Origin of the sequence: Halomonas almeriensis, assembly GCF_030409235.1 — a bacterium.
In the GTDB taxonomy this organism is placed as follows: Bacteria; Pseudomonadota; Gammaproteobacteria; order Pseudomonadales; family Halomonadaceae; genus Halomonas; species Halomonas almeriensis.
Window position 1 is genome coordinate 300,504 of sequence record NZ_JAUFPO010000009.1, and the last position, 15,615, is coordinate 316,118.

Consider the following 15,615-nt stretch of genomic DNA (forward strand, 5'->3'; position numbering starts at 1 on the left):
CCACTGGCAGGATGGCAGGGTTGCGACCTTGTCATGGCATTACAGGTTACCATGCTTTTGTTACCAGGCTTAGTACTATGTCGTCCCCAATGGATCCGGAGGCCAGCATGAATCACCCCGAACTGGACAGGCAGACCGTGGAGACGCGGCTGCACGAACTTCGCGCTGACCTCAAGGCACAGAGCGAGGCCAGTCAGGAGGCGCGCGATACCGTGATGCTTGACCAGACATCGGTCGGCCGACTGTCACGCATGGACGCCCTCCAGGGTCAGGCCATGGCCAAGGCCGAGGAGGAACGTCGCCAGCTGGCCCTGAAGCGCATCACCGCGGCCTTTCAGCGTCTCGAGCGTGGCGAGTATGGCGAGTGCATCGAGTGTGGCGAGTGGATCGCGACCCAACGCCTGCAGTGGGACCCGCTGGTACTCAAGTGCATCGAATGCGCTGACTGAGGCGCCCGGCTGCCTGCCGAGGCGCGCGAATATGGGGTAAGATGCGCCCTCCAGCCGATAACGACAGGAGAGTCACCAATGAGCATCCAGCGTCACGATACCCAGACCCGCATGAGCCGAGCCGTCATCCACAATGGCGTGGCCTATCTGTGTGGCCAGGTTCCCGGCCCCGAGGTTCGCCCCGGCGAGATTACCGAACAGACCGAGAGCATGCTGGGCCGGCTGGATGCCCTGCTGGAAGAGATCGGCTCCGATCGGCAACACCTGCTGACGGCGACCCTGTATCTGAAGGATGGGGGCGACGTCGCCGCCATGAACGCCGTCTGGGATGCCTGGGTGCCGGAAGGCCATGCGCCGGCGCGTACCTGTGTCTGTGCGCCCATGCCCGCCGAGGACCTGAAGGTCGAGATCACCGTCACCGCAATGATCAAGGATTAAGCCAGCGACTCCCCGACCTCTGACGTGGCCGCCCGGGGGCGCAGTCGTCGCGACAGGGCGTCCACGCCGATGTTGAGCATGGCGGTCACCAGCAGCAGCAGGAAGGCGATGTCGAACATCAGGTACTGGAAGTTCTCGTCGATGTAGTAGCCCAGGGTGGCCACGCCCAGCATGCCGAGGATCGCGGTCTCGCGCAGAATGACCTCGGCACGGTAGTAGAGCAGCGCCAGCAGGCTCGGGTAGACACGTGGCAGCAGCTCATAGGCCAGGCGCCCCGAGGCCGGCAGCTGGGCCATGCCGAGTGTCAGGCTGTCGGCATGGCGCGCCACCAGGAAGGCGATCAGGGCGCCGTTGTGCAGTGCCAGGGCCAGCCAGGCCGGCAGCATCGACGGGCCCAGCAGCAGCAGGAAGATGAAGGCCAGCATCAGCTCGGGCGTGGAACGCAGGAAGACCAGCAAGCTGCTGCCCGCCAGCCGGGTGGCGCGGTTGCCGAAGTGGCGGCTGGCCAGCGGCCACATCACCAGCGCTACCAGCAGGCTGCCCACGGTGCCCAGCAGCCCCAGCAAGAGGGTGTTGCCGATGGCCGGGGCGAGGTCGGGGACCTCGGCCAGCCAGGCGAGCAGGCCGGCCCCGTCGCCTTCGAGCAAGGGGCGCGGCCAGATATCCTGACTGATGAAACGCCACACCAGCCCCCCATCGATGGCCGGCCATGGGCCCAGCAGGAAGGCGCCGCCGATCAGCAGCACCGGCAGCAGCCGGCGGTGGCTCCACCAGGGCAGGCTGGCGATCAGCAGATAGAAGAGCCACAGCAGGGCGCCGGCCTCGTGGTAGCGCCCTTCGCGGAAGGCGGTCTCGAGCTGGAAACCGAGCGTCGGCAGGCCGACAAACCCCAGCAGCACGCTGGCGCGCAGGCCGCACTCGAAACGGTAGCGGGTGTAGGCGGCGAGCCGTGGCCAGGCCAGGGGCAGCTCGCAGTAGACTAAGCGCACCAGCCGGCCGACCCCGGGCGGCAGAGCGTCGACCGGTGCGCGCGGCGTCTCTTCGAGAATTTCCGCATAGACCTTGGCGAAGATTCCGGCATAGGGAATGGCCAGGGCAGCCAGCGCGGTCAGCGCCGAGAGGCCGAATACCTGCAGGAACAGCAGCGCCCAGAAGAGCTCATGAATGGCCCGCACGAAGGCGCAGCCGGCGCGCACCAGTCGCGAGCGGGCGAACAGCAAGGCCAGCGGGAAGCCTAGTATCACCCCCGCCAGGGTGCCCCACAGCGCCACGGCAATGGTCAGTCCGAGGGCATGCAAGGGCGTTTCCACCGCACCCCAGGCGGGCCAGGCCAACCCCTGGGCCAGGCGGGTGATTTCCGCCCAGGGGTCTCGCGTCACCACCGCCAGGTCTGCCAGCGGCAGCAGGAGCAGCGCCAGGGCGACCAGTGTCAGGGTATGGCGTGCCAGACGCGGCCCCAGGGCGTCACCGCCCAGCCACAGCGGGCGCGAGGCACTCACGCTCAAGCCTGCCCCCGGTAACAGGGCATGGAGGGCATCGGCGACGGCCGAGCCGCCTCCTCGTCGGCGGACGAGGTCCGGGCGTCGGGGTAGAGGGCATCCAGGTCCGCGAGGCCCAGCTCGGCCGCGGGCGCATCCAGCACCAGGTGACCATTCCGAAGGCCCAGCACCCGGTCGAAGTGCGACAGCGCCAGCTCGCGCTGATGCAGGGCAATCACGCAGGTATCGTGGTTGTCGTCGATCAGCGCGAGCAGGCGTAGTGCCTGGTGGGGGTCGACACTGGCCACCGGCTCATCGCCGAGGAAGATGCGACGCTGCTGGTAGAGGGCGCGCCCGATGGCGGTGCGCTGGCGCTGCCCGCCGGAGAGCTGGCCCACCGGGCGGCGCATCAAGTCACCGATACCCAGTCGCTTGCATAGATCGGACACCTCCTGCCAGGGGCGGCGCAACGGCCGCACCAGATTCCACAGGTTGGCCACGGCCGAGTGCTCGGTGAGCCGACCCATGTAGATATTGTGATAGACGGCCAGGCCTGGCACCAGGCCGTGATGCTGCGGGCACCAGGCGACCTCGTCGCCCAGCCGCGCACGCAGGGCGGCCAGCAGTGTCGACTTGCCGGCCCCGCTGGCGCCCAGCAGGGCCACTCGCTCGCCGCGCTGGAGCCTCAGGCTCAGGCGCGGCAGCACCACCTGGTCGCCATGCCCCAGGTCAAGGTCATCCAGCCGGAGCAGAGGAGCGGCGGCAGAACCCATCTCAGCGCAGCAGGCCCAGGGACTCCGCCACGTCCTTGATGGTGGCGTACATGCTGTTATCCGCCGGAATGAAGGCCGAGCGCGGGAAGCTTTCCAGCAGAGCCGGGTCATCCATCTCCAGCAGGGCCCGCTGAACTCGCTCGCTGAAGCCATCGCCATAGCGTTCATCGGCATCGCCGCGGATCGTCCACTGATAATCCGGGTAGCTGGGCGTCGACCAGATCACCTCGACCTTGTCGGTATCCACGCGACCATCCTCGACGGCCGATTCCCAGACCGAGTAGTTCACGGCGCCCAGCTCATAGGTCCCGGATTCCACCAGGGCGATGGTACGCGAGTGATCACCGGAGAAACCGACACGGGAGAAGATGGCCTCGGGGGCCTCGTCGAAACGCTGACGCAGGAAGTGCTCCGGCATCAGTCGCCCGGACGTGGAGGTCTTGGCACCGAAGGTGAAACTCCTGTCGGCGATCGCTTCCGGAAGCTCATCGGCGGGCTCGAGATCGGTGGAACGGTGCGCGATGAAGTAGCTCTGGAACTCGGCATCTTCCTCACCCTGGGCCAGCGCCCGGGAATCAGGCACCAGGCGGCGCGCCTGAACACCGGAGAGGCCGCCGAACCAGGCCAGCTGAACCTGATCGTTGCGGAACGCCGTGACCGCAGCTCCGTAGGACTTGACCGGCACATACTCCACCTCGACATCAAGCTCGACTTCGAGGTAGTCCGCGACCTTCGAGAAACGTTCGATCAGCCGCGATTGATCTTCATCGGGAATGGCGGTAAAGCGGAAGGTCTCTTCGGCCTGAGCCCCCTGGGCCAGCACGGCCAGGGCAGCGGCGGTCATGGCAATCCAGCGCATCGAGGGTCTCCTTGTACATGGGAAGCCCCTATTGTTGTGGCTGGGCGGTGTATTGGCAAGTTGGTCGGGCCCTGGCTAACCGGCGTGCGCCTGAGAATCCTGGCTCGGGGACTGCTGTGCCTTCCTTGTATTCGGTCGCAGCTGGTGTTTCAGGTCAAGGTGCCTCGCGTGTGGCCGGATACCGCGTTTCCTTGAGGCTGTCCTTGATCTTCTTGAGGTGGGGCAGGAAGTCTTCGCCGCGTCTCAGGGTGACGCCGGTGGCCAGGACGTCGATCAGCGCCAGCTGGATCATGCGCGAGGTCATCGGCATGTAGTGGTCGGTGTCTTCCGGGGCGCCGACGGCGAGTATCTCGGTGCACTCGTCGGCGAGCGGCGAGGCCGGGTCGGTGATGCCGAGCACCACAGCGCCGTTGTTGCGCGCCAGGCTGGCGATATCGACCAGCTCGCGGGTGCGTCCGGTATAGGAGAGCACCACCACTACATCGCCGGTGTGGCAGGCCGCGGCTACCATGCGCTGCATCAGCACATCGATGTAGGCCGAGACCGGGATGTTGAAGCGAAAGAACTTGTGCTGGGCATCCTGGGCGACGGCGCCCGAGGCGCCCAGGCCGAAGAAATGCAGCTGCTTGGCCTGGGTGAGGTAGTCGACCGCGCGATCCACGCGTGCGGGGTCGGTTTCGCGGCGCGCCAGGTCGAGGGCGGCGATGGTGGCGCCGAAGATCTTGCTGGTATAGCCCTCTGCCGAATCACCGGGCTCGACCGCCTGGCTGACATAGGGGGTGCCGCCGGCCAGACTCTGGGCGAGCTTGATCTTGAAATCCGGATAGCCCTTGGCATCGAAGCTGCGGCAGAAGCGGTTCACCGTGGGCTCGCTGACCGAGGCGGCGTGGGCCAGACTGGCGATGCTCATGCTGGTGGCCGCGGTCGGATCCGCCAGGATGACATCGGCGACCTTGCGTTCGGAACGGTTGAGTTCGTCGAGACGCTGGCGAATACGGTCGAGCAGATCGTGACTGACCATGAGCGGAGGCTCTCCCTGATGGCGGGCCAAGGTGGTAATTTAACGACGTAAACCCGCTATCCTAGCGCGAGATGAAGGCGCGATGCCAGAAGTGGCCGCCGCAGCCCGAGCGCTTTATCTTTAGTAGTAATCTTACAAAATTTTTTGGATGCTGACGCGGCTTTGCGCTAGTATTTTGCTAAGTTAACCAGATAGGGGCGGACATGAGTCACGATAAGCGGTCCCGGTCATCGAAGCTTGCCGACACGCTCGGCTCCGACGTCGACTTTGTGTTGTTCGGTGCGCTCGGTGATCTGTCGCAGCGCAAGCTGTACCCGGCACTGTATCAGCTCGACCGGGAAAACCTGCTGGCCGAGAGCACGCGCCTGCTCGGGGTGGCGCGCCAGGATTTCGACACCGCCGGCTTCAGGGCACGGGTCGAGGCATCGCTCAAGGAATACATCAAGCGTGACGAGCTGGATGCCGACGTGGTCGAGCGCTTCCTCGACAGGCTGGATTACCGCTGTGTCGATGCCACCCAGGTGGAAGGCTACGCGAGCATCCGCGACTGGCGCCAGGACGCCGGTGATCGCCCCATGGTGGTCTATCTGGCGGTTGGCGCGAGCCTGTATGGCGACATCTGCCGTCACCTCGAGGACAGCGGCAGTCTCGACGATAGCGCTCGCGTGGTGGTGGAGAAGCCGATCGGCCATGATCTGGAATCCTCCGCCGAGATCAATGATGCCATCGGCGCGGTCTTTCCAGAGTCGCGCATCTATCGCATCGACCACTATCTGGGCAAGGAAACGGTGCAGAACCTGATCGCCCTGCGTTTTGCCAACCCCTTGTTCGGCACCCAGTGGAATCAGAACCACATCTCTCATGTTGAGGTCACGGTAGCCGAGAAGGTGGGCATTGAAGGCCGCTGGGGCTACTTCGATCAGGCGGGCCAGTTGCGCGACATGGTGCAGAACCACCTGCTGCAGTTGATCTGTCTGATTGCCATGGATCCGCCGGCCAACCTTGATGCCGACGCCATTCGCGATGAAAAGGTCAAGGTACTCAAGGCGCTCAAGCCGTTCACCGATGACATGCTGGGCACTGATGTGGTGCGTGGCCAGTACATCGCCGGGACCAGTGACGGCAAGAGCGTGCCCGGCTACCTCGAGGAGCCGGATGCCAACACGGCCAGCCATACCGAGACCTTCGTGGCCATGAAGACCGAGGTGTCGAACTGGCGCTGGGCCGGGGTACCCTTCTATCTGCGCACCGGCAAGCGCATGCCCGAGAAGCTCTCGCAGATCGTCATTCACTTCCGCCAGCAGCCGCACTATATCTTCGACCCCGACCAGCGTTCCCTGGCGGCCAATAAGCTGGTGATTCGCCTGCAGCCCGACGAAGGCATCGCCCTGCAGGTGCTGACCAAGGACAGTGGCCTGGACAAGGGCATGCGCCTGCGGCCCGGTCCGCTGCATCTGGACTTCAACAATGCCTTCGCCAAGACACGTATTCCGGACGCCTATGAGCGTCTGCTGCTCGAGGTCATGAAGGGGCAGCAGTATCTGTTCGTGCGCCGGGATGAGGTGGAGCATGCCTGGAAGTGGTGCGACAGCCTGATCGAGGCCTGGCAGGAACGTGACGAGCCGCCCAGACGCTATCCGTCAGGTTCCTGGGGGCCGGTGGCGTCGATTGCCATGATCAGCCAGGACGGCCGCAGCTGGTACGAGGATTATTGACATGAGTGATGCCATTTCTCCCCGCGACAGACTCTCCATGCAGCTCGCCGAGGCCGTGGCCGAAGCGCTGCGGAGCGACCTGGCCGATCGTCAGCGCGTTCTGCTGGTGGTCTCCGGCGGTTCCACGCCGGTGCCTTTCTTTCGCGCCCTGGCCGAGACACCGCTGCCCTGGTCGCGGGTCGATGTCACCCTGGCCGATGAGCGCTGGGTGGCCGAGTCCGATGACGACAGTAATGCTCGTCTGATTCGCGAACACTTGCTGCGAGACGAGGCGCGTCAGGCCAACTTTGTGCCCTTGACCACCACGGCCGCCACCCCCGAGGAAGGTACCGTCGAGGTAGCCGAGCGTGTCGCCGCCCTGGCCTGGCCGGCCAGTGCGGTGGTGCTGGGCATGGGCGGAGATGGCCATACCGCCTCGCTGTTTCCGGACAGCCGCGAGCTGGAGCTGGCCCTTTCGACCCCCGAACCCGTGGTGGCGGTGCGCACGCCCAGCCAGCCGCAGCCGCGTATCACCCTGAGCGCCGATCGTCTGCACCAGTCGTCGCGACACTTCCTGCACATTACCGGCGATGCCAAGCGCGATGTGCTGGGTAAGGCCATGACCGGCGACGATACGCGCGCCCTGCCGATTCGCGCCTTTCTGGCGGCCCCCCTGGGTATCTATTGGGCACCCTGAACGCTACCGGCCTGTATTTCGGAGAACCACATGACCATCGATAAGCAATTGCCCTCCACGCGTACCACCGAGCTCGACAGCATCTGCCTCAAGGCGGAGGTCATCCCGGTGCTCGCCATTCAGCGCGTGGAAGACGCCGTGCCGCTGGCTCGCGCCCTGGTGGAAGGCGGCATCAGTGTGCTGGAGGTGACGCTGCGCACCGAGTGTGCCCTGGAAGCCACTCGGCGCATCAAGGAAGCCCTGCCGCAGGCCAGCGTGGGCATCGGCACGGTGCTGACCACGGCGCAGTATCGTCAGGCCGAGCAGATCGGCGCCGACTTCGTGGTCACGCCGGGCACCACCGAGGCCCTGTATCGCCACGGTGTCAGCAGCCCGGTGCCAATGCTGCCGGGGGTGGCTACCGTCTCCGAGGTCATGATCGGCTGGCAGTTCGGTTACCGTCGCTTCAAGTTCTTCCCGGCCGAGGCCAGTGGTGGCGCCAAGGCGCTCAAGGCCTTTGCCGGGCCGCTGCCGGAGGCGCGCTTCTGTCCGACCGGCGGCATCGGTCTGGATAATGCCGAGGACTATCTGGCACTCAAGAACGTGATGTGTGTCGGCGGCTCCTGGCTGACCCCGGGTTCGCTGGTCGAGGCGGAAGACTGGGATGCCATTCGCCGCCTGGCCCGGGAAGCGGCGGATCGTTTTCATCACTGAATGAGAGGGGGCGGCGCGCGCTGTCTGAACCGGATGCGTCAGGCAGAGGCACCGCCACCCGGACCTCTCGACAGGTTCTCTCTCGACAGCCCGGCTGTCGCTTTCCCGCCGGCCCCTATGGGCCGGTTTTTTTAGGTGCATCGTCGGTGTCTCAAGCGCCGGTTGAGTGGACGCTCTCCGGATATCAGTCGAGGTCTGCACGGGTTGGCAGGGCAGCATAGGCGCCGGGGCGAGTGACCGCATGGGCGCCACAACGGCAGGCGAAGGCCAGGGCATCCTCGAGCAGTGCGGTGTCGCGAAACCAGTCGTCATGGTAGCGCTCGACGAGGCGCGTCAGCAGGCCGCCGATGAAGGCGTCGCCGCCGGCGGTGGTGTCGACGGCCTTGACCGCGGGCGGCGCCAGGCGTGTTTCATGGTCGCGCTGCTTCAGCCTGACCTCGCCGGGCCCCTGGGTGATGACGATGGCCCGCGCGCCGGCGGCCAGACGCTCGGCCAGCCAATCGTCCTCCGGGTGGTCGGCGCGTAGGTAGGTCAGCTCGTCGTCGGCCAGCTTGATCAGGTCGGCGTTATCGAGGAGCTGGGTAACCAGGCTGATATCGGCTTGCCCGGTGGCCCAGAGGTTATGGCGCAGATTGGCGTCGACGCTGACCAGGTAACCGGCTCGCCTGGCCATCTCGGCCATGGCCAGCGTCGTCTCGGCGATGGCGGGCTCGGTCAGGCTGTTGCTGCACAGGTGCAGCAGGCCCGGTTCGCTGAAGGTGCCGGCGGGGATATGCTCGATACGGTACAGCAGGTCGGCGGCCGGCGGCCGGTAGAAGTCGAAGGTGCGATCGCCCTCGGCATCCCGCGAGACAAAGGCCAGCGCGGTGCGAGCTTCGTGGGTGCGGCTGACACCCGAGACGTCGACACCGTGTGCCGCCAGCTCGGCGGCCAGGAAGTCGCCGAAATAATCCTCGCCGAGCATGCCGAGAAATCGGCTGGACAGCCCCAGCCTGGCGCAGGCCACGGCCACGTTGGCCGGCGCACCGCCGGCGTAGGGCGTGAAGGTCTCCGGGCCTTGCCGGTCGTCTCCCAGGCGGCTCGACAGCATGTCGACCAGGGCTTCGCCGAAGGCAATCAGGTGGTTCATGACATATTCCCCAGAGTTGGTGTTGTTGGCCGGGGCGCATGACGCCTCGGGTCAGGCGACCTCGTGGCCGCGCGCTGTCTCGAGCAGGTGATACCAGGTGGCGCGGTCCAGATCATGACGGGCATCGTCGAGCAGCTGGGTGATGCGTGAGGCCGTCAGGCTGCCGATGACCGGCAAGGGGCGCCCGGGAAGGGCGCGCAGCCAGGCCAGGGCGAGCCCGGCAGCAGAGAGCCCCCGGACGGCTGCCAGGCTTTCCAGCCGCTCCCCCAGGGCGCCCGAGAGACATGCGCCACCCCCGAGTGGTGACCAGGCCATGGGCTGTTGACCATCGCCGATGACGGCGTCGTAGAGCCCGTCGAACAGCGGTGTGGAGTGTGCCAGGGACAGCTGCAGCTGATGGGCCCGCAGCGGGTGGTGCATGGCCGAGGCCAGGCGTCGCCAGGCCTCCGGCAGGAAGTTGGACACGCCCGCAGCGCCGATCTTGCCGGCCTCGATGGCGTCATCCAGGGCCTGGCCGGTGGCCTCGGCCGACATCAAGGGGTCGGGGCGGTGCAGCAGGAAGTGCTCGATGTGCTCGACCCCGAGCCGCTTGAGGGCGGTATCGATGGCGGCGCTGACATGGGCATGCGAGCTGTTGTAATGCTTGACCCCGAAGGCTGAAGTGTCACGCTCCGGCGTGACGATGCCGGTCTTGGTGATCAGGCCTAGGCGTCCGGCGAGGCCGGGACGCAGGCGCAGCGCCTCGCCGAACAGGACCTCGCAGTGTCGGTTGCCGTAGATGTCGGCGTGGTCGAACCACACCAGGCCCTGATCCAGCCTGGCCTCGATCCAGTCGGCCAGGGCGGCGGGGCGTTGCAGGTCCGGGGCCTCACCCAGGTTCATCATGCCCAGGGCAAAGGGGGCGTCGAACGCCGGTGTCGTGTGCATCGTCAGGTATCCCGTGACAGGGTGGTGCCCAGCAGGTGCTGGGCGCCCGGGACCAGCCAGACCGGGTCGAGACGGGTATTGGCCGACTCGACACAAAGGAAGCGTCGTGCATCGACCGGGTCGGTGTCCTCGGGCGGCGCCTCGCCGGGGTTCCAGACCACTACCGAGTCGCTGTTCTGCCGGGCAATGCGTAGCCGTCGTTGCTCATCGTCGAGCACGACCTCGGCATTGCTGTGGTAGATGCGGTCGATGCTGCCGCGCACACCGAGCTCGCCCTGCTGCTCGCAGTCGGCGAAGTCCTGGAGCTTGTCGAGGTAGCGGGCTCCCGCCAGGCCCTCGACACGGCAGTGCCGCGCATCCGCCACCGCCAGGTAGCTGTGCAGGGCGCCGGTGATCTTCACCGGGGTCTCGCCCAGGTGCTCGGTGATCAGCTCGACATGCAGCCGATGGGCATTGGCCTGGATCACGGCGCGCGGCACCAGCTGGCTGTGCAGGCGCTCGAGCGGGCTCAGGTGCAGCTCGACCCCTTCTTCATGTTCATCGACGGCTTCCAGGCGCCAGTTGGCCTGGCGCGCCGGACCATGCATGGGCCCAGAACGATCCGGAGACTCGTCGGCGGTATGTTCATCGGCGAACCATGGCCAGCACAGTGGTATCCCGCCACGGATGGCCCCGGGCAGCGCCTGGGGCGTCGGCGTCACCCACAGCCAGCCACCCGGCACCAGCGTCTCGCCGGGGGCTGCGGCCGGCGCGTGGTCGGACGCCGGAGAAGAGCCTTCAGCCGTCGCGTCCTTGGGCGACGCAGAAGCGCCTGCGGCTCGCGCGGCATCGGGCGCGGGAGAGAAGTGCAGGACCTGGGCGCCCTGCAGCGAGACGACGAGTTCGCCCCAGGCTTCGTTGGCCAGCCAGACGTTGCGTCCGGCCCATTCGGCGTAGCGTTGTCCCTGGGTATGGTCCAGCAGGGTGCGCAGCGTTTCGGGAATCATTCGGTCTCCTCGCCGGTCATTCGACCTCGGGGTTGTGCAGGGCCTCGGCGGCGCCCAGGAGTCCCGTCCAGGGGGCGGTCACTACTTGAACGGGCAGTGAGGCGGTGTAGTCGCGCATGCGCCCCTTGTCGTGGAAGGCCTCGAGAAAGCGGCTGTCGGGCAGCCAGTCGAGCAGCCTTGGGAGGATGCCGCCGCACAGGTAGACGCCGCCCCGGGCGCCCATGGTCAGAGCGGCATCGCCGCTGACATCGCCGAGGATCTTCAGAAAGCGCAGCAGGGTATCACGCGCCACCGGGTCGCCGCTGCCGGCGGCCGCCGTTACCTCGGCCGGGGTGCGGTGCTGTGGGTTGGCGCCTTTCAGCGAGCAATGCGCCACATACAGGTCCAGGAGCCCCTGACCGCTCAGTAGGCGCTCGACCGAGATGCGGCCATAGCGGTTGCGGAAGTGGCGCAGCAGGTTCTGCTCGCGTTCGTCGGTGGGAGCAAAGGTGACATGGCCGCCCTCGGTGGGCAGCGGAATCCAGTCATGCCGGCCCGGAAAAACGCCGGCCACACCGAGCCCGGTTCCCGGGCCGATCACCAAGCGCGTGGCATGCGGAGCACAGTGTCCGGCCTGGAGCGTGACCCGTTCACCCTCGGCGACATGCGGCACGCCCAGGGCCTGGGCCATGAAGTCATTGATCACCTTGAACAGTTCGAGGTTCAAGGCGTCACGCACCTCGGTCCGGGTGAAGTCCCAGTGGTTGTTGGTCATCACCACACGCTCGCCGTGCACCGGACAGGCCAGGGCCAGGCAGGCCTCGCGCGGTGCATGCTCGCCGTGGGCGCCGACCCGGTCCAGATAGTCGCGGACCGCCTCGATGATACCCGGATAATCGGCACAGGGCAGGCTCAGGATGTCGTGAGGCGCAAAGGCGCCGGGCGTCACCAGGGCGAAGCGGGCATTGGTGCCGCCGATATCGCCAATAAGAGCGGGTCGAGTCATGATGAATTCGTGTCTTGATGAAGTCGTTTCGAAAGGCCGTCGCAGAGGCCGGGCCCGCCAGCACGGGCCCTGGCGCTGTCAGGCGTCTTCGTCGTGGATCTGTCCCTGCTGCCGGGCCAGGTCATCGGCCTCGAAGCCACCGAACACGCCGGCGCCTTCCTCGCCGCGCATGGCGAGATGGCGAAAGCCGGAAAACAGCTCCCGGCCGAGGCCCACATGGTAGTGATCCAGCGAGGCCACGTGTTTCTCGCGGCCGGCCCAGGTCGTCGGGTCGACGCGGGCGTCAAGGGTACCGGCATTGGCATCGAGGCGCACGATATCGCCGTCACGCAGTCGCGACAGCGGGCCTCCGTCGAGTGCCTCGGGGCTCATGTGAATGGCGGCCGGCACCTTGCCGGAGGCGCCCGACATACGGCCGTCGGTGACCAGGGCCACCTTGTAGCCGCGGTCCTGCAGCACGCCGAGGAAGGGCGTCAGCTTGTGCAGTTCGGGCATGCCGTTGGCCTTGGGGCCCTGAAAGCGCACCACGGCGACCACGTCACGATCCAGATCGCCGGCCTCGAAGGCGGCCTTGAGCTCGTTCTGGTCCTCGAAAATGCGCGCCGGCGCCTCGATGAGGCGGTGCTCCGGTTCCACGGCCGAGACCTTGATGACGCCGCGGCCCAGGTTGCCGTCCAGCACGGTCAGGCCGCCGGTGGCCTGGAAGGGGTCGGCGACCGGACGCAGTACATCCTTGTCGAGGCTCTGCTGTGGGCCCTCGCGCCAGATCAGCTGGCCATCCTCGAGGAAGGGTTCCTGGGTATAGGCGCTCATGTCGGTGCCGAACACCGTGGGGATGTCGCTGTGAATCAGTCCGGCGCCGATCAACTCGCGGAACAGGTAGCTCATGCCGCCGGCGGCCTGGAAGTGGTTGATGTCCGCCTGACCGTTGGGATAGACCTTCATCAGGCTGGGGGTAACCGCCGAGAGGTCGGTGAAGTCGTCCCAGGTCAGGGTGATGCCGGAAGCGGCGGCCATGGCCACCAGGTGCATGGTGTGGTTGGTGGAGCCCCCCGAGGCCAGGAGGCCGACGATGGCGTTGACGAAGGCGCGCTCGTCGATCTGCCGGTAGAAGGGGCGGTAGTCGCCACCGGCTTCGGTGTTGCGCACGGCCTGCTCGGTGGCATAGCGCGTCAGCGCCTCGCGCATCTCGGTGCCCGGGTTGACGAAGGAAGTGCCGGGCAGGTGAAGCCCCATCATTTCCATCATCAGCTGGTTGGAGTTGGCAGTGCCATAGAAGGTGCAGGTGCCCGGGCTGTGGTAGGACTCGGACTCGGCCTCCAACAGGTCTTCGCGGCTTGCCTTGCCTTCGGCAAAGAGCTGGCGGATGCGCGCCTTTTCCTTGTTGGGCAGGCCGCTGGGCATGGGGCCGGCGGGCACGAACATGGCCGGCAGGTGGCCGAAGCGGGCCGCGGCGATGAACAGTCCCGGGACGATCTTGTCGCATACGCCCAGGTAGAGGGCGGCGTCGAACATGTTGTGCGAAAGCCCGACCGCCGAGGCCATGGCAATGACATCACGGGAGAACAGCGAGAGCTCCATGCCGGGCTGGCCCTGGGTCACGCCGTCGCACATGGCGGGGACTCCACCGGCAAACTGTGCCGTCGAGCCCATCTCTCGGGCGGCCGCCTTGATGGTCTCCGGGAAGGTTTCCAGCGGCTGGTGCGCCGATAGCATGTCGTTGTAGGCAGAGATGATGCCCAGGTTGGCGCTGTTCATCAGCTTCAGCGCATTCTTGTCCTCGCTGCCGCAGGCGGCAAAGCCATGGGCCAGGTTGCCGCAGGAGAGCTCGCCGCGGTGGACGCCGCGACGATGCTGGTCCGCCATGCGCTGCTCATAGAGCGCGCGTCGTTCGCTCGAGCGTTCACGGATGCGTTCGGTGACCTGTTGAACGGTGGCATTGAGGGGCGTGGAAGCTTGGGCCATGGGGCACCTCGGGGGTGTTATCGAGAATTTTGGTAAATTTAACAAAAATTTCGCTAGCTGTGCCGCAATAATAGGTCTTTTACTGGCAGTTTGTAATTAATTAACCCAAAAGGATAAGGCAGCCGGTAAGGTCGCGTCGTGTTCCGCCGGCGTGAAGGCGAGGGCTCAGCACCCGGGAGCGCCGCCTGGCATGCGGCAGGCCCGGGGTGGCGAGAGTGGGTATGCCTGAGCACAATGTAGGGCCTTTTACGGTTGTCTGTCAGCCAGCCCGTGCTGTCCTTCGGAGGTTTCATGACGCGACTCCATCTTGCAGATCCGCTTGCCATGGCAGATATCCCGCCGGAGGCGTGGAATGCCCTCGTGGATGATGATTATCCCTTCCTGCGCCATGAATTCCTGTCCGCTCTGGAGTCGACAGGCGCCGTGACACGCGAGACCGGCTGGGTGCCGCGACACCTGACTCTGTGGCGCGATGGCGAGCTGGTCGGGGCGCTCCCGCACTACCTCAAGTATCACTCCTTCGGCGAATATGTGTTCGACTGGGCCTGGGCGGATGCCTGGGAAAGAGCGGGCGGGCAGTATTATCCCAAGTCGGTCAGTGCCGTTCCATTCACGCCGGTCCCGGGGCCCAGGCTGCTGCTCGCCGAGGATGTCGACCCGAGCGAGGCCATGTATCTGCTGTCCGAGGCCTGCTGCGGCGAGGATACCTCGGGCTGGCACCTGTTGTTTGCCGAACAGCGGGAAGTCGCAGCCTGGCAGCAGGCGTGCCCGGACCTGATAGCGCGGGATGGCGTACAATTTCAATGGCGAGACAGAGGCTTTGGTGACTTCGAAGGCTTTCTTGCCACTTTGACCTCTAAGCGGCGCAAGGCCATTCGCCGAGAGCGTCGGCGCATCATCGAGCAGGGACTGACGCTGCACCGGCTCGAGGGGGCCGATATTGGTGAGGCGGACCTGGCGCATTTCTACCGGTGTTACCAGATGACGTACCTGGAGCGCGGGCAGCGCGGCTACCTGAGTCATGACTTCTTCGCGCAGTTGCTGCAGCGGCTGCCCGAGGCGCTCCTGTTGATACAGGCCCGGTTGCACGATCGGCCCGTGGCGGCCGCCCTGTGCCTGCAGGGGAGGCATTCGCTGTACGGCCGTTACTGGGGCAGCGAGGTCATGGCCGATGGGCTGCATTTCGAGGCCTGCTACTACCAGGGCATCGAACACTGTCTCGCCAGGGGGCTCGATCTCTTCGACCCGGGCACCCAGGGGGAGCACAAGCTGGCGAGGGGCTTCGCTCCGCTCCGTCTCACCTCGTTGCATCATATCGCTGACCCGCGCTTGCGAGGCGCGGTCGTGCGTTTCTGCCGCGAGGAAGGCGCTCATGTCAGCTCCTATCATGAGACCGCGACTCAAGGCTTACCGTTTAAAAGTGAAGAAAGGTGAACTATTCTGCGTTTAATCCCGTAGGGATTTTTCACACTATTCTGTCATCTCGATGCGATTAGTTTTTGTGTGACAGGAAGCCCTTTT

15 protein-coding genes are annotated in these 15,615 nt (G+C 65.9%); 6 read left to right on the forward strand and 9 right to left on the reverse strand.

Going from position 1 to position 15,615, the window contains the following annotated elements; translation table 11 throughout:
* The first annotated feature begins 107 nt into the window (after positions 1-107).
* Positions 108-449 (forward strand): TraR/DksA family transcriptional regulator, encoded by a 342-nt coding sequence (locus QWY74_RS08205; RefSeq protein ID WP_264824152.1) that lies wholly within the window; start codon positions 108-110, stop codon positions 447-449.
* Positions 450-527: 78 nt separating this feature from the next.
* Positions 528-887: a RidA family protein gene (locus QWY74_RS08210; protein WP_264824151.1), complete on the forward strand. Its 360-nt coding sequence runs from the start codon at positions 528-530 to the stop codon at positions 885-887.
* Here QWY74_RS08210 and QWY74_RS08215 read toward each other — a convergent pair.
* The 4 genes from QWY74_RS08215 to QWY74_RS08230 form a co-directional block, all read right to left on the reverse strand.
* On the reverse strand, positions 884-2,386 hold the full coding sequence (locus QWY74_RS08215; protein WP_320109308.1) for a PhnE/PtxC family ABC transporter permease: 1,503 nt from the start codon (positions 2,384-2,386) through the stop codon (positions 884-886). The genes QWY74_RS08210 and QWY74_RS08215 overlap by 4 nt on opposite strands.
* Before the next feature lie 2 nt (positions 2,387-2,388).
* Positions 2,389-3,138, reverse strand: coding sequence for an ATP-binding cassette domain-containing protein (locus QWY74_RS08220; protein ID WP_264824149.1), 750 nt, complete (start codon positions 3,136-3,138; stop codon positions 2,389-2,391).
* Position 3,139: 1 nt separating this feature from the next.
* The gene (locus QWY74_RS08225; protein WP_264824148.1) at positions 3,140-3,997 is read right to left on the reverse strand and encodes a putative selenate ABC transporter substrate-binding protein; all 858 of its coding nucleotides are present in this window, start codon (positions 3,995-3,997) and stop codon (positions 3,140-3,142) included.
* Positions 3,998-4,151: 154 nt separating this feature from the next.
* Entirely contained in the window at positions 4,152-5,018 is an 867-nt protein-coding gene (locus QWY74_RS08230; protein WP_264824147.1) for a MurR/RpiR family transcriptional regulator, read from the reverse strand.
* 203 nt (positions 5,019-5,221) lie between these two features.
* Here QWY74_RS08230 and zwf point away from each other — a divergent pair, with 203 nt between their 5' ends.
* The 3 genes from zwf to QWY74_RS08245 are packed head-to-tail and all read left to right on the forward strand — an operon-like array spanning position 5,222 to position 8,102.
* Positions 5,222-6,733 (forward strand): glucose-6-phosphate dehydrogenase, encoded by a 1,512-nt coding sequence (gene zwf / locus QWY74_RS08235; protein WP_264824146.1) that lies wholly within the window; start codon positions 5,222-5,224, stop codon positions 6,731-6,733.
* Between the two features lies 1 nt (position 6,734).
* On the forward strand, positions 6,735-7,409 hold the full coding sequence (pgl, locus tag QWY74_RS08240; RefSeq protein ID WP_264824145.1) for a 6-phosphogluconolactonase: 675 nt from the start codon (positions 6,735-6,737) through the stop codon (positions 7,407-7,409).
* Between the two features lie 30 nt (positions 7,410-7,439).
* The gene (locus tag QWY74_RS08245) at positions 7,440-8,102 is read left to right on the forward strand and encodes a bifunctional 4-hydroxy-2-oxoglutarate aldolase/2-dehydro-3-deoxy-phosphogluconate aldolase (RefSeq protein ID WP_264824144.1); all 663 of its coding nucleotides are present in this window, start codon (positions 7,440-7,442) and stop codon (positions 8,100-8,102) included.
* 184 nt (positions 8,103-8,286) lie between these two features.
* On the opposite strand, the gene QWY74_RS08250 is transcribed toward QWY74_RS08245, so the two are convergent.
* From QWY74_RS08250 to edd, 5 genes are all read right to left on the reverse strand, one after another.
* Positions 8,287-9,231, reverse strand: coding sequence for a carbohydrate kinase family protein (locus QWY74_RS08250; RefSeq protein WP_290314114.1), 945 nt, complete (start codon positions 9,229-9,231; stop codon positions 8,287-8,289).
* Between the two features lie 51 nt (positions 9,232-9,282).
* On the reverse strand, positions 9,283-10,158 hold the full coding sequence (locus QWY74_RS08255; RefSeq protein WP_290314115.1) for an aldo/keto reductase: 876 nt from the start codon (positions 10,156-10,158) through the stop codon (positions 9,283-9,285).
* A gap of 2 nt (positions 10,159-10,160) precedes the next feature.
* Positions 10,161-11,144 carry a D-hexose-6-phosphate mutarotase gene (locus tag QWY74_RS08260; protein ID WP_264824141.1) on the reverse strand — a complete coding sequence of 328 codons (984 nt, stop codon included), beginning with the start codon at positions 11,142-11,144 and terminating at the stop codon, positions 10,161-10,163.
* 16 nt (positions 11,145-11,160) lie between these two features.
* Positions 11,161-12,129 (reverse strand): glucokinase, encoded by a 969-nt coding sequence (glk, locus tag QWY74_RS08265; protein WP_264824140.1) that lies wholly within the window; start codon positions 12,127-12,129, stop codon positions 11,161-11,163.
* A 78-nt stretch (positions 12,130-12,207) separates the two neighbouring features.
* Positions 12,208-14,094, reverse strand: a complete 1,887-nt coding sequence (gene edd / locus QWY74_RS08270) for a phosphogluconate dehydratase (protein ID WP_264824139.1) — start codon at positions 14,092-14,094, stop codon at positions 12,208-12,210.
* A 291-nt stretch (positions 14,095-14,385) separates the two neighbouring features.
* Here edd and QWY74_RS08275 point away from each other — a divergent pair, with 291 nt between their 5' ends.
* Complete coding sequence (locus QWY74_RS08275; protein ID WP_264824138.1) at positions 14,386-15,528, forward strand: GNAT family N-acetyltransferase; 1,143 nt, start codon at positions 14,386-14,388, stop codon at positions 15,526-15,528.
* Positions 15,529-15,615 lie beyond the last annotated feature (87 nt).

Excerpts from the sequence above, each read along its gene's own strand:
- QWY74_RS08275 (WP_264824138.1), top strand. The coding sequence starts at position 14,386 with ATGACGCGACTCCATCTTGCAGATCCGCTTGCCATGGCAGATATCCCG.
- QWY74_RS08230 (WP_264824147.1), bottom strand. The coding sequence starts at position 5,018 with ATGGTCAGTCACGATCTGCTCGACCGTATTCGCCAGCGTCTCGACGAA.
- QWY74_RS08250 (WP_290314114.1), bottom strand. The coding sequence starts at position 9,231 with ATGAACCACCTGATTGCCTTCGGCGAAGCCCTGGTCGACATGCTGTCG.
- QWY74_RS08245 (WP_264824144.1), top strand. The coding sequence starts at position 7,440 with ATGACCATCGATAAGCAATTGCCCTCCACGCGTACCACCGAGCTCGAC.
- edd (WP_264824139.1), bottom strand. The coding sequence starts at position 14,094 with ATGGCCCAAGCTTCCACGCCCCTCAATGCCACCGTTCAACAGGTCACC.
- QWY74_RS08255 (WP_290314115.1), bottom strand. The coding sequence starts at position 10,158 with ATGCACACGACACCGGCGTTCGACGCCCCCTTTGCCCTGGGCATGATG.
- QWY74_RS08205 (WP_264824152.1), top strand. The coding sequence starts at position 108 with ATGAATCACCCCGAACTGGACAGGCAGACCGTGGAGACGCGGCTGCAC.
- QWY74_RS08225 (WP_264824148.1), bottom strand. The coding sequence starts at position 3,997 with ATGCGCTGGATTGCCATGACCGCCGCTGCCCTGGCCGTGCTGGCCCAG.
- glk (WP_264824140.1), bottom strand. The coding sequence starts at position 12,129 with ATGACTCGACCCGCTCTTATTGGCGATATCGGCGGCACCAATGCCCGC.
- QWY74_RS08260 (WP_264824141.1), bottom strand. The coding sequence starts at position 11,144 with ATGATTCCCGAAACGCTGCGCACCCTGCTGGACCATACCCAGGGACAA.
- zwf (WP_264824146.1), top strand. The coding sequence starts at position 5,222 with ATGAGTCACGATAAGCGGTCCCGGTCATCGAAGCTTGCCGACACGCTC.
- QWY74_RS08220 (WP_264824149.1), bottom strand. The coding sequence starts at position 3,138 with ATGGGTTCTGCCGCCGCTCCTCTGCTCCGGCTGGATGACCTTGACCTG.
- QWY74_RS08210 (WP_264824151.1), top strand. The coding sequence starts at position 528 with ATGAGCATCCAGCGTCACGATACCCAGACCCGCATGAGCCGAGCCGTC.
- pgl (WP_264824145.1), top strand. The coding sequence starts at position 6,735 with ATGAGTGATGCCATTTCTCCCCGCGACAGACTCTCCATGCAGCTCGCC.